The organism is Kitasatospora sp. P5_F3, assembly GCF_054049135.1.
On sequence record NZ_JBFUMY010000032.1, the window covers coordinates 103752 to 123364 of the forward strand.

At 71.8% G+C, this 19613-nt stretch carries 20 protein-coding genes and 3 pseudogenes; 16 read left to right on the plus strand and 7 right to left on the minus strand.

What is annotated here, in order from left to right:
- Positions 1-338 precede the first annotated feature (338 nt).
- The 6 genes from ACXJMZ_RS20655 (at position 339) to ACXJMZ_RS20680 (ending at position 4775) form a co-directional block, all read left to right on the plus strand.
- On the plus strand, positions 339-836 hold the full coding sequence (locus ACXJMZ_RS20655) for a cysteine dioxygenase (RefSeq protein ID WP_457031534.1): 498 nt from the start codon (positions 339-341) through the stop codon (positions 834-836).
- Complete coding sequence (locus ACXJMZ_RS20660; protein ID WP_457031535.1) at positions 833-1282, plus strand: rhodanese-like domain-containing protein; 450 nt, start codon at positions 833-835, stop codon at positions 1280-1282. The genes ACXJMZ_RS20655 and ACXJMZ_RS20660 overlap by 4 nt, the downstream gene beginning before the upstream one ends.
- A 129-nt stretch (positions 1283-1411) precedes the next feature.
- The gene (locus ACXJMZ_RS20665) at positions 1412-2467 is read left to right on the plus strand and encodes an ABC transporter ATP-binding protein (protein ID WP_457031536.1); all 1056 of its coding nucleotides are present in this window, start codon (positions 1412-1414) and stop codon (positions 2465-2467) included.
- Positions 2460-3131 (plus strand): ABC transporter permease, encoded by a 672-nt coding sequence (locus ACXJMZ_RS20670; RefSeq protein ID WP_457031537.1) that lies wholly within the window; start codon positions 2460-2462, stop codon positions 3129-3131. Before ACXJMZ_RS20665 ends, ACXJMZ_RS20670 begins: the two co-directional genes overlap by 8 nt.
- Positions 3128-3802, plus strand: a complete 675-nt coding sequence (locus ACXJMZ_RS20675) for an ABC transporter permease (protein ID WP_457031538.1) — start codon at positions 3128-3130, stop codon at positions 3800-3802. The genes ACXJMZ_RS20670 and ACXJMZ_RS20675 overlap by 4 nt, the downstream gene beginning before the upstream one ends.
- 55 nt (positions 3803-3857) lie before the next feature.
- Positions 3858-4775, plus strand: a complete 918-nt coding sequence (locus ACXJMZ_RS20680; protein ID WP_457031539.1) for an ABC transporter substrate-binding protein — start codon at positions 3858-3860, stop codon at positions 4773-4775.
- Positions 4776-4881: 106 nt separating this feature from the next.
- Here the strand turns inward: ACXJMZ_RS20680 and ACXJMZ_RS20685 are convergent.
- Positions 4882-5151: pseudogene (locus ACXJMZ_RS20685) on the minus strand (aggregation-promoting factor C-terminal-like domain-containing protein); the annotation flags it as partial.
- On the opposite strand from ACXJMZ_RS20685, the gene ACXJMZ_RS20690 reads away from it, so the two are divergent.
- Together ACXJMZ_RS20690 and yidD are read left to right on the plus strand one after the other, a co-directional pair.
- Complete coding sequence (locus tag ACXJMZ_RS20690) at positions 5033-5317, plus strand: hypothetical protein (protein WP_457031593.1); 285 nt, start codon at positions 5033-5035, stop codon at positions 5315-5317. The pseudogene ACXJMZ_RS20685 and the gene ACXJMZ_RS20690 sit on opposite strands and share 119 nt — an antisense overlap.
- A gap of 463 nt (positions 5318-5780) precedes the next feature.
- On the plus strand, positions 5781-6305 hold the full coding sequence (gene yidD, locus ACXJMZ_RS20695; protein WP_457031540.1) for a membrane protein insertion efficiency factor YidD: 525 nt from the start codon (positions 5781-5783) through the stop codon (positions 6303-6305).
- A 7-nt stretch (positions 6306-6312) separates the two neighbouring features.
- Here the strand turns inward: yidD and ACXJMZ_RS20700 are convergent, their stop codons facing one another.
- From ACXJMZ_RS20700 to ACXJMZ_RS20710, 3 genes are all read right to left on the minus strand, one after another.
- Positions 6313-7575 (minus strand): multidrug effflux MFS transporter, encoded by a 1263-nt coding sequence (locus ACXJMZ_RS20700; protein ID WP_457031541.1) that lies wholly within the window; start codon positions 7573-7575, stop codon positions 6313-6315.
- Positions 7576-7664: 89 nt separating this feature from the next.
- The gene (locus ACXJMZ_RS20705) at positions 7665-8012 is read right to left on the minus strand and encodes a hypothetical protein (RefSeq protein WP_457031542.1); all 348 of its coding nucleotides are present in this window, start codon (positions 8010-8012) and stop codon (positions 7665-7667) included.
- Positions 8013-8088: 76 nt separating this feature from the next.
- A complete protein-coding gene (locus ACXJMZ_RS20710) occupies positions 8089-9264 on the minus strand; it encodes an acyl-CoA dehydrogenase family protein (RefSeq protein ID WP_457031543.1) in 1176 nt (391 codons plus the stop codon).
- 178 nt (positions 9265-9442) lie between these two features.
- On the opposite strand from ACXJMZ_RS20710, the gene ACXJMZ_RS20715 reads away from it, so the two are divergent.
- The 5 genes and pseudogenes from ACXJMZ_RS20715 (at position 9443) to ACXJMZ_RS20735 (ending at position 12958) form a co-directional block, all read left to right on the plus strand.
- Entirely contained in the window at positions 9443-9829 is a 387-nt protein-coding gene (locus ACXJMZ_RS20715; protein ID WP_457031544.1) for a DUF2809 domain-containing protein, read from the plus strand.
- Positions 9830-9904: 75 nt separating this feature from the next.
- Positions 9905-10756 (plus strand): hypothetical protein, encoded by an 852-nt coding sequence (locus ACXJMZ_RS20720; RefSeq protein WP_457031545.1) that lies wholly within the window; start codon positions 9905-9907, stop codon positions 10754-10756.
- Positions 10757-10782: 26 nt separating this feature from the next.
- A pseudogene (locus ACXJMZ_RS20725) lies at positions 10783-11265 on the plus strand (SigE family RNA polymerase sigma factor); the annotation flags it as partial.
- Between the two features lie 69 nt (positions 11266-11334).
- Positions 11335-11517, plus strand: a complete 183-nt coding sequence (locus ACXJMZ_RS20730; protein ID WP_457031546.1) for a hypothetical protein — start codon at positions 11335-11337, stop codon at positions 11515-11517.
- A 55-nt stretch (positions 11518-11572) separates the two neighbouring features.
- A complete protein-coding gene (locus ACXJMZ_RS20735; RefSeq protein ID WP_457031547.1) occupies positions 11573-12958 on the plus strand; it encodes a class II fumarate hydratase in 1386 nt (461 codons plus the stop codon).
- On the opposite strand, the gene ACXJMZ_RS20740 is transcribed toward ACXJMZ_RS20735, so the two are convergent.
- Complete coding sequence (locus tag ACXJMZ_RS20740; protein WP_457031548.1) at positions 12862-13386, minus strand: SPW repeat protein; 525 nt, start codon at positions 13384-13386, stop codon at positions 12862-12864. The genes ACXJMZ_RS20735 and ACXJMZ_RS20740 overlap by 97 nt on opposite strands.
- A gap of 86 nt (positions 13387-13472) precedes the next feature.
- Positions 13473-14408: a winged helix DNA-binding domain-containing protein gene (locus tag ACXJMZ_RS20745; protein ID WP_457031549.1), complete on the minus strand. Its 936-nt coding sequence runs from the start codon at positions 14406-14408 to the stop codon at positions 13473-13475.
- Between the two features lie 113 nt (positions 14409-14521).
- Between ACXJMZ_RS20745 and ACXJMZ_RS20750 the strand changes: the two genes are divergently transcribed.
- From ACXJMZ_RS20750 to ACXJMZ_RS20760, 3 genes are all read left to right on the plus strand, one after another.
- A complete protein-coding gene (locus tag ACXJMZ_RS20750) occupies positions 14522-15832 on the plus strand; it encodes an outer membrane protein assembly factor BamB family protein (protein ID WP_457031550.1) in 1311 nt (436 codons plus the stop codon).
- Between the two features lie 64 nt (positions 15833-15896).
- A complete protein-coding gene (locus tag ACXJMZ_RS20755; protein WP_457031551.1) occupies positions 15897-16439 on the plus strand; it encodes a PadR family transcriptional regulator in 543 nt (180 codons plus the stop codon).
- 22 nt (positions 16440-16461) lie between these two features.
- Positions 16462-18162, plus strand: coding sequence for an acyl-CoA dehydrogenase family protein (locus ACXJMZ_RS20760; RefSeq protein WP_457031552.1), 1701 nt, complete (start codon positions 16462-16464; stop codon positions 18160-18162).
- Positions 18163-18209: 47 nt separating this feature from the next.
- Here the strand turns inward: ACXJMZ_RS20760 and ACXJMZ_RS20765 are convergent.
- Positions 18210-19469, minus strand: a pseudogene (locus ACXJMZ_RS20765) (M20/M25/M40 family metallo-hydrolase); the annotation flags it as partial.
- Positions 19470-19613: the final 144 nt, after the last annotated feature.

The window sequence follows — 19613 nt, forward strand, 5'->3', positions numbered from 1 at the left end:
TGCGTGTGCGGTCTCGGAGAGCAGGACGCAGGTCGTCGCCCACCCGGTTGCACTGCGCCGGGTGGGCGATCACGTGTTGGGACACGCTTGACGCGACCGCCCCGCACCGTCAGGATCACCCCATGGACACCGGCACCACTCTCGTCTGCCGCCTGCACGTCGATCTGCGACGCCAGGCGAGCGACATGTGTGCCTGCTGACGGTTCCACCTCGTTCCCTGTGACCACTGCCAGGGCCTGAGCCGCAGCGTCGGCTCCGCTCCACCGCCATCCCTTTCGCTCGGCCGTCACGTGCTGCCGCACGTCTGCCGGTCCGCTTCGGCCACCCGAGGACCCGTCATGAGCCTTGACCTCGCCACCCCTTCGAGCACCGCGCCTGCCGCTCTCTCCCCCGCCGCGCTGCGGGAGATCGTCCAGGCGGCGGCCGACCACCCGGGCGACTGGCTGCCTCGGGTCCGGCTCTCCGCCGAGGAACGCTGGTACGAGCGGCTGAGCCTGACCGAGGACCACGAGGTCTGGCTGATCAGCTGGCTGCCCGGCCAGTCGACCGGCTTCCACGACCACGGGGGCTCCCGGGGCGCCTTCACGGTGGCACTCGGCGAGCTGGAGGAGCTCTCCCTCGGCGGGCCCGAACAGGGCCTGCTGGTACGGAGGTTGGCACCGGGCTCGGTGCGATCCTTCGGCCCCGAGTACCTGCACGACGTACGGAACACCACGACCGGACCCGCCGTCACCATCCACGCGTACTCGCCGCCCCTGAGCGAGATGGCCAGGTACGAACTGCGGGCCGGCGGTCTGATCCAGACCGCCTCGGAGCGAGCGGAGCAGTGGACATGAGCGGCATCGACGAACTGGTGGAGCGTTCCCGCGAGGGCGTGCACCGGCCGGGCCCGGCGGAGGCGTACCGGGCGGCGGCGGAAGGCGCGCTGTTGGTGGACATCCGGCCGGTCGGGCAGCGGGCCAGGGAGGGCGAGATCCCCGGCGCGCTGCTGATCGAGCGGAACGTGCTGGAGTGGCGGCTGGACCCGACGGGCAGTCACCGCATCCCGCAGGCCACCGGACCGGACCTGGCAGTGATCGTGCTCTGCTCCGGCGGCTACGCCTCCAGCCTGGCGGCGGCCGCCCTGCGGGAGATCGGACTGCTCCGGGCCACCGACCTGGACGGCGGCTTCGTGGCCTGGGCGGCCGCCGGTCTGCCGACCCGGCCGGGTGGCCAACCGTCCTACGACGAGGTGCAGCTGACCCGAAGTGACGGGATTGGTGAAGATCCGACCGACCGGTGAGGTTTGCCGCCATCCTGACCCGGGCAGGCCATAACGTCTTCAAGATCCGTACCGACCGACCTGTCTGACCCAGCGGCACCGGACGCCACCGGCGCCCSGGGGCCGGACGACCCGACCGAGGACCCTGACGTGATCAGATTCGACGGCGCAGCCAAGCGCCACCCCGACGGCACGGTTGCCGTCGAAGGGCTGGACCTGGATGTGCCCGCCGGCCAGATAACCGTGCTGGTCGGCCCGTCCGGGTGCGGTAAGACCACCCTGCTGCGGATGGTCAACCGGATGGTCGAGCCGACCGGCGGCCGGGTGCTGCTGGATGGCACCGACGTCGCCGAACTGGACGCGGCCAAGCTCCGCCGGGGCATCGGCTACGTGATCCAGCAGGCCGGTCTGTTCCCGCACCGCCGGGTGATCGACAACATCGCCACCGTGCCGTACCTGCTCGGCTGGGACAAGAAGCGGGCCCGGGCCAGGGCTTCCGAGCTGCTCGAGCTGGTCGGCCTCGCGCCGGAGACCGCCAAGCGTTACCCGTTCCAGCTGTCCGGCGGCCAGCAGCAGCGGGTCGGGGTGGCCAGGGCGCTCGCGGCCGACCCGCCGGTGCTGCTGATGGACGAGCCGTTCAGCGCGGTCGACCCGGTGGTCCGGGCCGGTCTGCAGGAGGAACTGCTCAGGCTGCAGGGCGAGTTGAACAAGACGGTGCTCTTCGTCACGCACGACATCGAGGAGGCGGTCCGGCTCGGCGACCAGGTGGTGGTGCTCCGCGAGCACGGCCGGATCGCCCAACAGGCCGACCCGCACACCCTGTTGACCGCCCCGGTCGACGAAGGCGTGGCCGCCTTCCTGGGCCGGGACCGCGGCCTGCGCGGCCTGGGCCTGCGACCCGCCACCGGCATCGCGGTCCGCCAGCTCGCGGACGGCACCGAGCACGGCGGCTGGCAGCTGGCCGTGGACCCGGCGGGCCGCCCGGTCGAGTGGCGGCACCCGGACCAACCCTCCTGCCCCGCACCGGGGTTCAGGCCGGAGGCGGACACCCTGCGGACCGCACTGGACGCCGCCGTGCTCTCCCCGGCGGGCGCCGCCGTGGTGCTGGATGCCCAGGGCCTGGCCACCGGCACCGCCGACCGGGCCGCCGTCCTGGCGGCCCTGGCCGCCCCGGACTCCGAGCAGCAGGTGGCCGGCCGTGCCTGACGACGAACCACTGGTCCGCTGGGACTGGATCGGCGACCGCCTCGGCTACCTGGGCGGGCTCACCGTGGACCACGCGGTGATGTCACTGGTCCCGGTGCTGATCGGCCTGCTGCTGGCGGTCCCGCTCGGACTGGTCTGTGCCCGCTTCCCCCGGCTCTACCAGCCGTTCGCGGTGGTCTTCAACACGCTGTACGCGCTGCCCGCGGTGGCGCTGTTCATGCTGCTGATCCCGTACACCGGGCTGGCCAACCTGCCCACTGTGATGATCCCGCTGACCTTCTACGCGCTGGCTCTGCTGCTGCCCACCACCGTGGAGGGAATCCGGTCCACCCCGGAGGCCGTCCGGCTGGCCGCCGTCGCCCTCGGCTACGGCCCCTGGCGGCGGCTGGTCGCCGTCGAACTCCCGTCGTCCGTCCCCTACTTGGTGGGCGGACTGCGGGTCGCCGCGGTCTCCAGCATTTCGATGGCTGCAGTCGGCGCACTGATCGGCCGGGGCGGGCTGGGCTACCTGTTCGTCAACGGGTTCCAACTCGTCTTCACCACCCCGATCCTGGTCGGGATCGTGCTGATCGTGGCGCTGGCCCTGGCGGTCGACCTGACGCTGGTGCTGGCCAGACGGCTCCTCGCACCGTGGGCGATCCGGGAGCAGGGGGCCGCGCGGTGAACTGGATCGACTGGCTGCACACCTTCTTCACCGCCCCCGCCCGGCAGAGCGGTCCGGACTCGGTCGTGCACCGCCTCGCCGAGCACCTGGCCTTCACCGGCGAGGCCCTGCTGTACGCGGGCCTGCTGGCCGTGCCGGCCGGGCTGCTGCTCGGCTACACCGGCCGGGGCGCCGCGCTGGTCACCGTACTGACCGGCACCGCGCGGGCCCTGCCCACACTCGGGCTGGTCACCCTGGTCGTCCTGCTGGCGGGCGTCGGCGACGGCGCCGTGCTGATCCCGCTGGTGGTGCTGGCCATCCCGCCGCTGCTGGTGGGTGCGGTGGAAGGGGTCCGGGGCACCGACCCCGATCTGCGGGACGCCGCCCGGGGGATCGGCCTGACCCATCCTCAGGTGCTGTTCCAGGTCTGTCTGCCCGCTGCCCTGCCCACCCTGCTGGCCGGGCTGCGCAGCGCCACCATCCAGGTGATCGCCACCGCCACGGTGGCCGCGTACGTCGGTCTCGGCGGCCTCGGCCGCTACGTGATCGACGGCCTGGCCCTGCGCGACTTCCCTGCCGTGGCCGGCGGGGCGCTGCTGGTGGTGGTGCTCGCCCTGCTCACCCAACTGCTGTTCGCGGGGCTGATCCGGTACGCGCTGCCACCCGGCATCCGGCCCGGCCGGACCGTCTGACCACGTCCGGCCCCTGCTCGTTACGACTGCTCATTCCGACTGCGAAGGAACTTTCATGACCGCCCGTCTGATCAGAACTGCCACGGCCGCCGCCCTCCTGCTCGGTGCCGCGGCGTGCAGCTCCTCCTCCGGCGGCGACCCGCTGGCCGCCCCGACCGCCTCGTCCGCCGGCGGCGCGGGCAAGACCGTGGTGATCGGTTCGGCCAACTTCCCCGAGAACGAGCTGCTCGCCTCGATCTACTCGCAGGCCCTCAAGGCCAAGGGCGTCAAGGTCGAGGAGAAGTTCAACATCGGCAGCCGCGAGGTGCTCTACGGGCAGCTCAAGAGCGGCGGCCTGACCGTGCTGCCGGAGTACAACGGCGCGCTGCTGACCTACCTGGACGCCAAGAACCCGGCGCTGACCGGCGGCACCGAGGCCGTCAACGCCGCGCTCGTCCTCAAGCTGCCGGCCGAGCTGGCGCTGCTGGACTCCTCGGCCGCCCAGGACAACGACTCGCTGACGGTCTCCGCGGAGACCGCCGCCAAGTACAACCTGAAGAGCATCGCCGACCTGGCCGGCAAGTCCTCCGAGTTCGTGATCGGCGGCCCGCCGGAGTTCAAGAACCGCAGCGAGCCGCTGCTGAAGGACACCTACGGCCTCACCTTCAAGGAGTGGAAGCCGACCGGCGAGACCACCGCCAACGCGATCAAGGACGGCAGCATCCAGGTCGGCAACGTCTTCACCACCGACCCGAAGATCGTCACGCTCAAGCTGGTCTCGCTGGCCGACCCGAAGAACGCCTTCAGCACCCAGAACATCACCCCGCTGGTGAACAAGGCGGGCGTGGACGCCAACGCAACCGCCGTTCTGAACAAGGTCTCCGCCAAGCTGGACACGGCCGGCCTGGCCGAGCTGATGAAGCGCGTGGCGGTCGACAAGGCCGACCCGTCGGCCGTCGCCAAGGACTGGCTGAAGGCCAACAGCCTGATCTGACGCACCGTCCACCCACAGCACGGGCCGGGGGGGGGGGGGGGGGGGGCATGTAGCCGAGCGCCCACTTGATCTGGGTGGCCGGGTTGGTGCGCCAGTCGGAGCCGACCGAGGCCATCTTGCTGCCCGGCAGCGCCTGGGCCAGCCCGTACGCGCCGGAGGAGGCGTTGGTGGCCTTGATGTTCCAGCCGCTCTCGTGGCTGATGATGTTGCTGAACGCGGCGTACTGAGCGGCCGGGACGATGCTCCGAGCCAGCTCCTTGACCGCACTCGGGCTGGTCCCGACGGTGGCGGCGGACAGCTCGGAGCGCTGCTCGGAGCGGGAGGCGACGGCCGGGTTCTCCTGCTTCTTCGGCTGCTCGACAGGCTGCGACTGCACGGCGGGCGCCGGCTGCACGACAGGCTGCACGGCGGTCTGCGGCTGCTCGACCGCCGGGGCCGAGGCCGGGGCCGGGTTGCTCGCGGCGACCGCGACCGGGGCGGCGACGGCGTTCTCCCCGGGCAGTGCGACCGCCACCGCCGAGGCGGCACAGGCGAGAGGATGACCTCAATCGTGTGGACCGGCTCGGGGCGCACCGCTGCCCGGTCGGCCGAGGGCCGTGACCAGGGGCAGCCGCACCACCGGCCGTGAGCGCCCCGTTCTGCCTCGGGCGCCTGGCGGCGCGCTCCCCCGGACCGGTCCGACCGAGTGGTGGCCGGTGCGACAGGCGGGAGCGCCTTGCGACTCCACCAGTGTTAACGCGTTCCCTACCGGCCGACAAGGTCGCCCGCTACGACGCCGCGTCGTAGCCATGCCTTCGCCTTCGAAGCTCGGCCGCCCGAATACCGACGAACCCTCCCACACGGCCACCCCGCACCTTCGAATCCACTGTGGCCGGGCTCACCCCCCGCAGCACGCTCCGCCACCGGGCCACCACCGGAACGAACCTCCGCAGACAGCGTCCCGGGCAGGCGCGTACGCTACCGCTGCCGGCGTCCTGGCCGGTTGCCTTCGGGGGGAGACAGACGATGCACCCGCACCTCGGCAGTCCCGTGGACCCGCCACCGCCGCGCGAGCGGCGCCGCGCGTGGTGGTGGCTGCCCGAGCACGAGCGGCGGGCCAGGGCCGAACGCCGCCGGGCGTACCAGCGCTGGAAGGCCCGGCAGCAGAAGCAGAGCGACAACTGCGACGGCTGCGACTGCGTGGGCGACGGCTGCGGCGACCCCTGTCTGATCGCGCTGATCCCGCTGGTGCTGACCTCGGCCGTCCGCTTCGCCGTCCGCGGACCGCGGGCCGGCGCCGGGGCGGACCCGGCCGCGCCGGTCCCGGACGGGGTGGCGGCAGCCGCGCTGTACGGCGCCGTGCACCACTACCGCACCCGGATCAGCCCGACCCGGCGGGCCTGCTGCCCGTACACCCCGACCTGCTCGACCTATGCCGTGCAGGCGCTGCACCGCCACGGTGCGGTACGCGGCGCCCGGCTCACCGCGGGTCGGCTGCTGCGCTGCCGGCCGGGCACCCGGGGTGGCCAGGATCCGGTGCCGGGGCGCTGACCAGGCGTCAGTTCTTCGCCCAGGGGCGGCAGAGTACGACGAAGGCGGTCAGCGCGACCGCCCCGCAGCCGGCCACCACGACGCCGAGCAGCGCGACCGAGGGGCGTTCGCCGAGACTGCTGAGCGGGGCCACCAGTGCGCCGCAGGTGAAGGTGGAGACGCCGATCAGCGCCGAGGCCGAACCGGCCGCGTGCGGAGCCATGGTGAGGGCCTGGGCCGAGGAGTTGGGCAGCACCATGCCCATGCCCGCCATCAGTAGGAAGAGCGCGGGCCACACCCCGGCCAGCCCGAGATCCCAGACGGTGGTGAAGAGCACCAGCGCCAGACCGGACAGCAGCGGCGCGACCAGGCCGATCGGCATCAGCCGGTTCATCGGCAGCCGCTGCACCAGCACCCGGCCGTTCAGCTGGCTGAAGCCCACCACGGCCACGGAGTTGACCGCGAAGATCAGGCTGTAGGTCTGCGGCGAGATCTGGTACTCGCTCTGCAGCACCACCGAGGACCCGCCCACGTACGCGAACAGCGCCCCGAAGCTGAACGCGCTGGTCAGCACGTACCCGGTGAAACGCCGGTCCCGGATCAGCCCGCCGATCGCCCGCAGCGTGGTGCCCAGGCCGCCGCTGTGCCGCCGCTCCGGTGGCAGCGACTCGTCCAGGGCCAGCAGGACCCAGGCGGTCAGCACCGCACCGAACAGCACCAGGGCCAGGAACGAGCCCCGCCAGTCGGTGAACCGGAGCAGCTGGGCGCCGACCGCCGGGGCGAAGATCGGGGCCAGCCCGCTGATCAGGCCCAGCGAGGCCATGAAGCGGATCATCGCCACGCCCTCGAAGCGGTCCCGCGCGACCGCCCGGGCGATCACCAGACCGGCCGCCCCGGAGAGGCCCTGCAGAAACCGTCCGCCCACCAGCACCGCCACCGACCCGGCGAACGCGCAGAGCAGCGTGGACAGCGTGTAGAGCACCATCCCGGCCAGCAGCGGCCGACGGCGGCCGAGCCGGTCGCTCAGCGGCCCGAACACCAGCTGACCGATCGCCAGACCGAACAGCGAAGCGGTCAGCGTCAGCTGCACGGCGGGTGCGGTCGAGCCCAGGTCACCGGCGAGCGCCGGGATCGCGGGCATGTAGAGGTCGGTGGTGAGCGGTCCGAGCGCGACCAGGCTGCCGAGCACCATCACGGTGGCCCGGCCCGGCTGGGGACCGTCCGACGTGCCGTCGGCGGCCGTGGTCCGCTCGGGTATTGCGCCGGCGGTCTCGGCGGTCGGGCCTGCCATGGGGCTCCTCGGGTCTGGTCGGTGCCTCAAGTCCTACCCCAGCCCCGCCCACCTCCGCACCCCACCCCTGCCCTGGCGCGCCGCACCCCTCAGGGACGGAACTCCCGGACCACCTCGATCAGCCCGACGATGTGCTCGTTGAACTCGGCCAACTCCTCGGCCGGCACCCAGAGCTCCAGGATGGTCCGGCCACCCGCCTGCTGGACCGGATAGCGCGTCAGGAAGTCCGTCTCCACCTCGAACCTGGTCACGTAACCGACGCCGGAGGCGGGCACGTTCCAGTCCCGGGCGATCCGAACGGCGTAGTCCTCGTTCATGACCGGGTAGAAGATCGGCTGGTCCGGCAACCTGGGCGGCCAGGCCCGCCACCCGGAAGCCTCGACCAACGCGAGCTCCTCGGGCCCGGTGGGGCGCCACAGGGTGGTGGTCGCGGTCATGGTCCTCTCCTCTGCCGGTCGACGAGCGCCCCACCGTAGCGGCAGACCCACCGGCCGCCCACCGGATTTCCGCCGGTCAGCGGTAGGCGGACTCGCCGGTGATGGTCTCGCCGAGGACCAGGGTGTGGATCTCGGAGGTGCCCTCGTAGGTGAGCACCGACTCCAGGTTGTTGGCGTGCCGGAGCACCGGGTACTCGACCGTGATGCCGTTGGCGCCCAGGATGGTGCGGGCGGTGCGGGCCACCTCGATCGCGGTGCGGACGTTGTTGAGCTTGCCGAAGCTGATGTGCGCGGGGTGGCAGTGGCCGGCGTCCTTGAGGCGGCCGATCCGGTGGGCCACCAGGTACGCCTTCTCCACCTCGAGCATCATCTCGACCAGCTTCTGCTGCGTCAGCTGGAAGGCGGCGATCGGGCGTTCGAACTGAATGCGCGTCTTCGCGTACTCGAGCGCGGTGGTGTAGCAGTCCCGGGCCGCACCGACGGTGCCCCAGAGGATGCCGTACCTGGCCTCGCCCAGCGAGGAGAGCGGGCCGCGCAGGCCGCGTACCCCGGGCAGCACCGCGTCGGCGGGCAGCACCACCTCGTCCAGCACCAGTTCGCTGGTGACCGAGGCGCGCAGCGAGAGCTTGCCGTGCACGTCGGTGGCGGAGAAGCCGGGGGTGCCGCGCTCGACCAGGAAGCCGCGGACGCCCTCCTCGGTCTGCGCCCAGATCACCGCGACGTCCGAGATCGAGCCGTTGGTGATCCACATCTTGGTGCCGGAGAGCACCCAGTCGGTGCCCTTGCGGCGGGCCCGGGTACGCATGTTGGCGGGGTCCGAGCCGAAGTCCGGCTCGGTCAGCCCGAAGCAGCCGATCGCCCGGCCGGCCGCCAACTCCGGGAGCCAGCGCTGCTTCTGCTCCTCCGAGCCGTAGGCGTGGATGGACCGCATGGCGAGCGAACCCTGCACCGAGACGAAGCTGCGCAGCCCGGAGTCGGCCGCCTCCAGCTCCATGCAGGCGACGCCGTACTCGACGGCGGTCGACCCGGCGCAGCCGTAGCCGTCCAGGTGCATGCCGAGCACCCCGAGCTTCCCCAGTTCGGGCGCCAGCTCCTTCGCCGGGAAGACCCCCCGGTCGAACCAGTCCCCCACGTACGGCCGGATCCTCTCGTCCGCGAACTTCCGTACGGTGTCCCGGATCAGCCGCTCCTCGTCGGTGAGCAGCTCGCCCACCGCGAGCAGGTCGGCCGGGTCGGGGCTGGTGCGTGCCATGTCGCGCTCCTCGGGGCGGGGTGAGAGTGGCACGAGTATCGCGTAACCCGCGGGCAACAGGGACATGGCAAGGCACGAGACGCCCGCCACATTCGGACAGCGCGGTGCCCATGACGGCGGATCAGCCTTGATAGCCTTTTGAACGCGCTCAGAACCTCTGGTCGCACGGGGGTGGGCTGTGCGTTTCCGGATCCTGGCACTCATCGCGGCCACCGTCGCCGCCGGTCTCGGCGTGCTCGCCGTGGCCGCCGGCCCGGTGGCCGACGTCCTGCGGGACGCGCTCTACACCACCTTGCTGTACCTGCTGGTGCTGCTCGCCGTCCCCCGGGCCAGGCCCGGCGCCGCGGCCGGGCTCGCGCTCGGACTGAGCTTCGCGGTCGAGTTCCTCCAACTCGCCCGGATACCCCCCGCGCTGCGGATCGTGCTCGGCTCCACCTTCAACCCGCCGGACCTGCTCTGGTACGCCGTCGGGGCCGGCGCCTGCCTGCTGACGCACCGTCGGATCCCACGGATCCGAACCGCTGCCCGACGGCTGCGACCGAACCGCCCGTCCGACCCGTCCTAGATGGCAGAGCCCCGCGCAGGAGTGGGGCCCGCATGGCCGGCGTGCGGTTGGCACCAACAAGGGACAGCAACCGAAATGAACGAAGAAGACGGGTTCCGACCCAACGAGTTCCACCACACGCTCGACACCGAACTGGCCGCCCTCACCACCCCGCCGCTGGGTGACCTGGTCGGCCTGGCCGCCAGGGGCGGTCGTCGGAAGCGGCGCCTGCGCGCCGCCGGTGCGGCCTTCGGGTCGGTGACCGCCGTGGCCGCACTGGCAGTGCTGGTCGGGTCGCTGGGCACCGGGACGGCGCAGTCGACCGTGGCGGGCCCGGCCATCGGGCCCGCCGCCGGGCCGGCTGCGGTCGTCGCATCGGCGTCGAGCTCCGCCTCGGCGACCCCGACGGCGCAGGCCGACCCCCTGGTCGCGACCACGGCGGCGAGCCTGCTCGACGCCGTGGTGAAGTCACTGCCGGCCGGGCTGACCGCCGACAACTTCCGGGCCAATCAGGCGACGGTCCCGATCGTCGACAACCGCGGCTACCCCTCGGTCTTCGCCTTTGTGCACACACCGGCCGGCATCGGCCGGATCGGCGTCTCGGTCTACCAGACCGATCCCGAGCAGCAGCGCCTCTGCTTCGCCGGCACCCATGGCGACACCTCCACCACCTGCTCCACCTCGCCCGCGGGTGACGTGGTCGAGGTCGAGACCAACTCGGGCAACTGCATCCAGGCCACCCGGGTCGCGGTACACCGCCCGCAGAACCTGGCCGTCTCGATCGACATCTCCAGCTGCCTGGGCAAGTCGACCGAGCTCGCGGTCCCGGCCCTGACGCAGGAGCAGGCCGTCGCGCTGGCCAGCAGCCCGCTGATCGGCACCTCCATGCCGTCCGCCTTCGTCGCGGCTGCCAACGCGAAGTACCCGGCACTGCCGGAAGCGCAGTAACACCACCGACCGCCCGCACCGAAGCCGAGTTCATAGCCTTCGCCGAGGCCAACGTCACCCGCCTGCGGCAGACCGCCTATCTGATGTGCCGGGACTGGCACCTCGCCCAGGATCTGACCCAGGGCACCCTCACCAAGATGTACGTGGTCTGGAACCGGCTCACCCGCCAGGGCGCCGACCCGTTCAGCTACGCCCGCAAGGTGCTGCTGAACACCCTGCTCGACCACAAGCGGCTGCGCAGCAGCACCGAGCTGACGGTGGACCAGCTGCCGGACCGTCCGGACCCGAGCGACCCGACGGCCGACCGGCTCACCCTGCTGAACGCGCTGGCGCTGCTGCCCAAGCGCGACCGGGCGATCGTGCTGCTGCGCTACTGGGACGACCAGAGCGTGGAGCAGACCGCCGAGATCCTCGGGGTGAGCATCGCCGTGGTGAAGTCGCAGAGCATGCGCGCGCTGGCCGCGCTGCGCACGCACCTGGGCCCGGACCGCGAGGTGCTGTTCGGCTGAGCTGGGCAGCACGTGTGACGCTGCGTCCAGAGCCGTAACCCCGGACGCGCCCCGGGTGTTGGGCCGGACATGCGTACCGTGCTCCGAATCGCCGCCACCGCCGCCCTGCTCGTGGTGGCCGCCGCCGTTCCCGCCCAGGCCGTCCCGTCCGCCGACGGGCACAGCATCCCCGTGGGCGCCATCAGCGACCTGGGCAGCGTGCTGACCCTCGCGGACGTGGGCTACGACTTCGCCACTCTGCTCGGCCAGTAGCTCCGGAAATACCTGAGGCGTCCGCGCGGCTGGCAGAGGCAGGAGGTGCAAGGTCATGCAGGAGTACCGGATCGAGCACGACTCGATGGGCGAGGTGCGGGTGCCCGTGTCCGCCAAGTGGCAGGCGCAGACCCAGCGGGCGGTGCAGAACTTCCCGGTGTCAGGCCAGCGGCTGGAGCGGGCGCACATCGCGGCGCTGGCCCGGATCAAGGCGGCGGCGGCCCGGGTGAACGCCGAGCTGGGTGTGCTGGACGCCGAGACGGCGGGGGCGATCGTGGCGGCCGCCGAGGAGGTGGCCGAGGGGCGGTGGGACGACCAGTTCCCGGTGGACGTGTTCCAGACCGGGTCGGGCACCTCGTCCAACATGAACGCCAACGAGGTGATCGCCACCCTGGCGGCCGAGCGGCTGGGCCGGCCGGTGCACCCGAACGACCAGGTGAACGCGAGCCAGTCCTCCAACGACGTCTTCCCGTCCTCGATCCACATCGCGGCCACCGCCGCCGTGACGGGCGAGCTGATCCCCGCCCTTGAGCACCTGGCGACGGCGCTGGAGCGGAAGGCGGCCGAGTTCGCCGCGGTCGTGAAGTCGGGGCGGACGCACCTGATGGACGCCACCCCGGTCACCCTCGGCCAGGAGTTCGGCGGCTACGCGGCCCAGGTCCGGTACGGGATCGAGCGGCTGCGCGCCACGCTGCCCCGGGTGGCCGAACTGCCGCTCGGCGGCACGGCCGTGGGCACCGGGATCAACACCCCGCCCGGCTTCTCGGCCGCCGTGATCGCCGAGGTCGCCAGGACCACCGGGCTGCCGCTGACCGAGGCCCGGGACCACTTCGAGGCGCAGGGAGCCAGGGACGGCCTGGTCGAGCTGAGCGGCCAGCTGCGCACCGTCGCGGTCGGCTTCACCAAGATCGCGAACGATCTGCGCTGGATGGGCTCAGGACCGCGCACCGGCCTGGGTGAGCTCAACCTGCCGGATCTGCAGCCCGGTTCCTCGATCATGCCCGGCAAGGTCAATCCGGTGCTGCCCGAGGTGGTGCTGATGGTGGCCGCCCAGGTGATCGGCAACGACACGACCGTCACGGTGGCCGGGGCGAGCGGCAACTTCGAGCTGAACGTGATGCTGCCGGTGATCGCCCGCAATGTGCTGGAGTCGGTCCGGCTGCTCGCCAACAGCGCCCGGCTGCTGGCCGACCGGACGGTGGACGGCCTGACCGCCAATGTCGAACGGGCCCGCGAGTTCGCCGAGTCCTCCCCCTCCGTGGTCACCCCGTTGAACCGGTTCATCGGCTACGAGGAGGCCGCCAAGGTGGCCAAGCAGGCGGTCGCCGAGCGCAAGACGATCCGTCAGGTGGTCCAGGAGCGCGGGTACGTCGGGGCCGGGAAGCTGACCGAGGCGCAGCTGAACGAGGCCCTGGACGTCCTGCGGATGACCAAGCCCTGAGGCGCCTGGGAGCCGGACGCACCGGTGGGGGGGGGGGGGGGGGGGGGGACCATCAGTCCACCGGTGATCACATTGGTGAGGATGGTCCGACTGACCGCGTCCGGACCGGAGACCACCCAGGGCGCGAGGATCGTCCACGCACCGATCAGCGTGGCGGCCCAGGCGCGCGCGTGGGTGCGCTCGTACGCCGAACCGTAGCCCGCCATCAGTACCGCAAAGGCCAACCCGAGGATCAGGTTGCTGACCGTCAGCCCGGAGGTGCCGGAGAACCCGACCACCCAGGCTGAGATCGCCAGGAACAGACCCGCGAGCATGGCCAGCGCCTCGACTGCCTGCGCCCGGGGAGTCGACACCACCCGCTCGTAGTGATCACGCATCGCCACGATGTCCGGATGGGTCTCCATGCTCATCGGAAGCTGGGTTGACACCAGGACCACCTCCTCAGTCAGCACTTGGCACGCGCATGCTCACTACCCAGTCTGCGGCAGAAATAACAGTTTGTCCGAATTTGACCCTACCCAGCTCCACCCCAGAACGACTCCACCGCGGCCGCCTCCGCCGCCCACAGCTCCTCGGGCACCTCCTCGAACGGTTCGACCACCACCCGGCCGCCGTCCCGCCGCCAGCTGCCGAGCACCCGGCCGTCCACCACCAGCGCGGGCCGGACCATCCCGCCGCCCGCGTTGATCCGCTTCGCGTACCGCTGATCCAGCATCAGGCCCCGGTCGCGGTAGCCGAGCAGGTAGTTGTCGAACCCGCCGAGCAGCCGCACCAGCGGCGCCCCGTCCCCCGGCGGCCCGCCGGCCGCGAACAGCCCGTCCCCGACCTCGGGCAATCCGGCGAAGGCCCGGCGGCCGACCGTCAGGGGCAGCCCCGACCAGGCCGCGAAGTCCGCCGGGCCCGCCGGGCCGAACGCCGCCACGTACCGGGCGGCCAGCTCCGCCGCCACCTCGGCCTGGTCGGCCTCCTCGCCCGGCGGCAGCAGCTGGTACCCGGGCTCGCGCGGCGCCAGCTCGGCACCCCGGCAGAGCACCCCGAGCCCGGCCGCGTACGCCGTCAGGTGCGCCGGAGCCTGCCCGGCCGGCTCCACCCCGACCCCGCGCTCGTTCAGCCGCGCCACCAGCTCGGCCCGGGACAGCGGCTCGGTCAGCACCTCGGGCAGCACCGCCAGCGCCCTGGCCAGCACCGCCTCGGTCAGCCCCAGCTCCCGCCGCCTGCGGGCCCCTGCCGCCACGTTGCGCTCACCGAACAGGGCCAGCAGCGGCCGGAGTTCACCCGTCGGGACCAGGTGGAGCGTGCCGCGCATGAGCCAGCTGCTCACCACCTCGCCCGCCCGGTACGCCCGCTGCACCGCCGCCGCCTCGGCCAGCCCGCGGGCCCGCAGCCCGAGCCGGGCCGCCCCGGCGTCCTGCGCCTGGATGCCGGGGGCCCGGGCGGCGATTTCGGCCACCTTGGTTGTCCCGGAGGGAAACTGACTGTGCATCCGCCACCGAAGTAGCCTGTCCTCGTCGGTCACCCCCGTATTCTGCTCCGGACGAGCGTCGTCCGGCCGAAGGGGGAGCCGTGTTCGCGGATGCCGTACCGGTGCGGGTGCGGCGGGAGGGCGGTCTCTGGACGCTCACCGCGCCGCCCGACACGTTGTCCCGGCCGGTGGTCCGGGGGAATCGGGTGTTCGTCCTGGTGGACGGGCGGCCGGTGGCCTGCGACCGGGCCGACGGCACGGTTGTCTGGCAGAGCCCGCACCGGGTCATCGGTGAGCAGGACTTCTGGGAGGCCGGGCTGACCGCGACCGGCGGCCACCTGGTGGTGCCGACCGCGCGGACCGACCGGTTCAGCCCCAGGCCGGCCGCTCTGAGCGTGCTGGAGGCCGAATCCGGCTCGCTGCTCTGGAAGTTCGACCCGGGCGAGCTGGCCGAGTACCGCGCCGACCGGGAGACGCTGGTGGTCTGGCACGGCCGGGTGGGCGGTCGGCCGATCCGGCTCACCGGCTTCGACCTCACCACCGGCAGCCGGCTCTGGGAGCACGCCTTCGAGTCGGTCGGGACCATGCAGCTGGTGGCCGGCCGGGTGATCGCCTCGGTGAAGGACGCTCAGGGCTACGCCGTCGCGGCCTTCGACGCCCGCAGCGGGGCCGAGCTGTGGCGCCGGAGCGGGCCCAGCGGCATTCTCTGCGTGCCGAACAACGGCGCCCGGACCGGGCCGCCGCTGGTCTTCGTCTGGAGCTGGACCGAGGCCCGGCTGCTCTCGGTCGCCGTCGCCGACGGCGCCACGGTCGGCGACTTCTCGATCAGCCACAAGGACCAGCAGTACAAGCCGCTGATCATCGACGGCGGCCGCACCGTCTGGGTGGCCGCCCCGTCCCGGGCGGGCGCCGTGCACAGCTTCCGGCCTGGCACCCCGGCCAAGGAGCCGTCGCACACCTTTCACTCGGTGCGGTACCCGCTGTCCTTGGCGAGCGTCCCGATCGCACCGGTGGACGGCTGGCTCTACGCGATCGACGGCGGCCACCGCCTGCTCGCCGCGCCGATCGGCTCCGGCGGCCGGCAGCTGCTGAAGCCGTTCCGCTGGCCGGAGTCCGTACCGGGGCACGACCGCGGCATGGAGTTCCTCGACGGCTTCACCGCCGGACGCAACCACGTGTACGCCCGGACCGGGGTCGCGCGCAGGGCCCAGGAGTCCGCGTTCCGACGCGGCACCCTGCTCGACGATCACCTGATCGCCCTGCGGCACGGCACCGTGCTCTGGCGCCGCCCCCGGCCGACCGTCATCCGCCCGGTGCCGACCGGGGACCAGGTGCTGCTGGTCGAGGGCGACGGGCGGCACGACCGGCTGCTGCTGGTCGACGGCGACACCGGAGGCACCGTCGAGGGGTGATTCGCGTCTCAACCCGGCGAGGCGCCGTTGCCTATGAAACTCGTTGCATAGGAGGATGGCGACCATGGCACTGGAGCACGCGATCCTCGTCTCACTGCTGGAGCAGCCCGGCTCCGGGTACGAGCTGGCGCGACGGTTCGACCGTTCGATCGGACGGTTCTGGACCGCCACCCACCAGCAGATCTACCGGGTGCTGCGGCGGATGGAGGCGGACGGCTGGATCGCCGCCCAGGAGGTCGCCCAGGACGGCCGGCCGGACAAGAAGGTGTACGCGGTGGCCCGGGACGGGCGCTCCGTGCTCTCCGACTGGCTGCGCGAACCGGTCGAGCCGGAGACCGTCCGGCACGAACTGGCCGTCAAGATCCGGGCCGCCGCCTTCGACGACCCCGCCGCCCTGATCTCCGAGGTGACCCGCCACCGGGAGAGCCACGCCGCCCTGCTGGAGCGCTACCGCACCGGCGAGCAACGCGACTTCCCGCCCGGCACCGAGCTCGACCCGCAGCAGCAGCTCCAGCACGTGGTGCTGCGCGGCGGCATCGAGTACGAGCGGATGACCATCGCCTGGCTCGACGACGTACTCGCCACCCTGCACCGCCTCGCCAATTGACCCTCACCCCACAGGACTTCACATGCTCTTCAACCCGAGCACCTATGACCCGAAGCAGTTCGACGACACCACCCGCCGGCTGCTGCGCGCCACCGTGGACTGGTTCGAGTCGCGCGGCAAGCAGGCGCTGATCGACAGTTACATCGACCGCGCCTGGTACGGGGACTTCCTCGAGTTCGCCGCCAAGGAGGGGCTGTTCGCGGAGTTCCTGACGCCGTCCTCCGCCGACGCCGACAAGCGCTGGGACACCGCGCGGATCGCCGAGCTGAACGAGATCCTGGGCTTCTACGGCCTCGGCTACTGGTACACCTGGCAGGTCACCATCCTGGGCCTGGGCCCGGTCTGGCAGAGCGAGAACGAGGCCGTCCGGGCGCGTGCTGCCAAGCTGCTGACGGAGGGTCACGTGATGGCCTTCGGGCTGTCCGAGCGCAGCCACGGCGCCGACATCTACTCCACCGACATGATCCTCACCCCGACCGCCGACGGCGGCTTCACGGCCACCGGCCCGAAGTACTACATCGGCAACGGCAACGTGGCCGGCCTGGTCTCGGTCTTCGGCCGCCGCTCGGACGTCGAGGGCCCGGAGGGCTACGTCTTCTTCGCGGTGGACAGCCGCCACGAGGCGTACCACCTGGTCAAGAACGTGGTGAACGCCCAGATGTACGTCAGCGAGTTCCGGCTGGAGGAGTACCCCGTCCGGGCCGAGGACGTGCTGCACACCGGCAAGGCCGCCTTCGACGCCGCGCTGAACACCGTGAACGTCGGCAAGTTCAACCTCTGCACGGCATCCGTCGGCATCTGCGAGCACGCGATGTACGAGGCCGTCACGCACGCCCACAACCGGGTGCTGTACGGCCGCAAGGTGACCGACTTCCCGCACGTGCGGCGGGAGTTGACCGATGCCTACCTGCGGCTCAACGCGATGAAGCTGTTCAGCGACCGGGCGGTGGACTACTTCCGCAGCGCCTCCCCGGAGGACCGCCGCTACCTGCTCTTCAACCCGATGACCAAGATGAAGGTCACCACCGAGGGCGAGAAGGTCATCGACCTGATGTGGGACGTCATCGCGGCCAAGGGCTTCGAGGCGGACACCTACTTCGACAAGGCCGCCAAGGACATCCGGGGCCTGCCGAAGCTGGAGGGCACGGTGCACGTCAACCTGGCCCTGATCCTCAAGTTCATGGCCAACTACCTGTTCGCCCCGGCGGATTACGCACCGGTGCCGACCCGCCTCGACCCGGCCGACGACGCGTTCCTGTTCCAGCAGGGCCCGGCCCGGGGCCTGGGCGCGATCCGCTTCCACGACTGGCGGACCGCGTACGACGCGCACGCCCACCTGCCGAACGTGGCCCGGTTCCGCGAGCAGGCCGACGGCCTCTGCGCGCTGCTGCTGGAGCACGCGCCGACCGCCGAGCAGCAGCAGGACCTGGACTTCCTGCTGGAGATCGGCCAGCTCTTCGCTCTCGTGGTCTACGGCCACCTGGTGCTGGAGCAGGCCGAGTTGACCGGCACCGAGCCCGATCTGCTGGACGGCATCTTCGACTTCCTGGTCCGGGACTTCTCCGCGCACGCCACCGAGCTGCACGGCAAGACCTCAACCAGCGAGCCGCAGGCCGCCTGGGCGCTCTCCCAGGTCCGCCGCCCGGTGGCGGACGCCGAGCGCACCGCGAAGCTGTGGGCCCGGGTCGAGGCGCTCTCCGGCGCGTACGAGATGCGGCCCTGAGCATGACGGTGCCGGGCCCCGGGGCCGCCGGGGCCCGGCCCCGCCGGCTGCACCTTGAGCTTCCAGACGCCGTTGGCGACCTCGCTGGAGGCGTTCACCGTGTAGGTGGTCACCACGTCGTCGGCCGAGTCGTTGGAGCTGGAGCTCTTCAGCCGGTAGGTGCTGCCGTCCGGGGCGACCAGGTCGACCACCAGGTCACCGCGCCAGGTGTGCTTGATGTCCACGCCGACCTGGAGCGCGGCCGGCGCGTTGCCGGTGACGCCGCTGACGGTGACCGAGGAGGTGACCGCCGCGCCGTTGTCCGGGATCTGCACGTCGGCGGTGTTCTCGAAGACCGTGCCGGGCAGCGGCGGGGCCTCGGTGCCCAGGGTCCAGACCGCGTACGCGATGGAGTCGGCACCCCGGTCCAGCGCCACGTCGTTGATGTTCGCGCTGGTGTCGCAGGAGGCGTGGTAGCAGGCGTCGAAGTCCTGGCCTGCGGTGCCGCCCCACTTGGTGGCCTGGGCGGCCGTCTTGATCTCGTCGCCGCCGCTGTACAGGCCGCCGACCTTGATGCCGACGTTCTTGAACGGGGCGTGGTCGGAGCGGCCGTCACCGTTGGTCTCGATCTCGGTCGGGACGCCGACGCCGGAGAAGTAGGTCTTCAGCACGCCCTCGAGCTTGGGGTCGTCGTCGTAGACGAAGTAGCCCGGGTTCGGCGAGCCGATCATGTCGAAGTTCATGTACGCGTCGATCTTCGCCCGCTCGGCGGTGGGCAGGTTGGTGACGTAGTACTTGGAGCCGATCATGCCCAGCTCCTCCGCCCCCCACCAGCCGAACCGCAGGTGCTTCGTCGGCTGCAGCCCGGCCCGGGAGACGGCCAGCGCGGTCTCCAGGATGCCCGCCGAGCCTGAGCCGTTGTCGTTGATGCCGGGGCCCGCCGTCACCGAGTCCAGGTGCGCGCCCACCATGACGACGTGGCTGGCGTCGCCGCCCGGCCAGTCCGCGATCAGGTTGTAGCCGGTGGCGCCGCTGGTGGTGAAGGTCTGCAGGGTGGTGGTGAACCCGGCACCGTCCAGCTTGGCCTTCACGTAGTCGATCGAGGCCTTGTAGCCGGTGCGGCCGTGCGCCCGGGTGCCGCCGTTGGCGTTGGCTATCGACTGGAACTGGGCCAGGTGCGCCTTCACGTTGGCGACCGGGATGTCCGGAACCGCCTGCACCGTGACGGCGGCCGGGCGGGCCTGGGTCACCTGGGCGGAGGCGGTGGTGGCGAGGAAGCCGGCGGCCAGGGTGGCGGCGGCACCGGTGGCGACGGCGGAGCGGAGCACGCGGGATCGCCGCGAGGCACGCTGAGACAAGGGAGGCTCCAGATTCTGGTGGGGCAGAACGGAACATGCTTAAGCTGCCGGTCCCGGTGTCCGGGCGGCGGGTGAGTATTGACGCGACCATGATGATTGGGTGAATACCGAGAT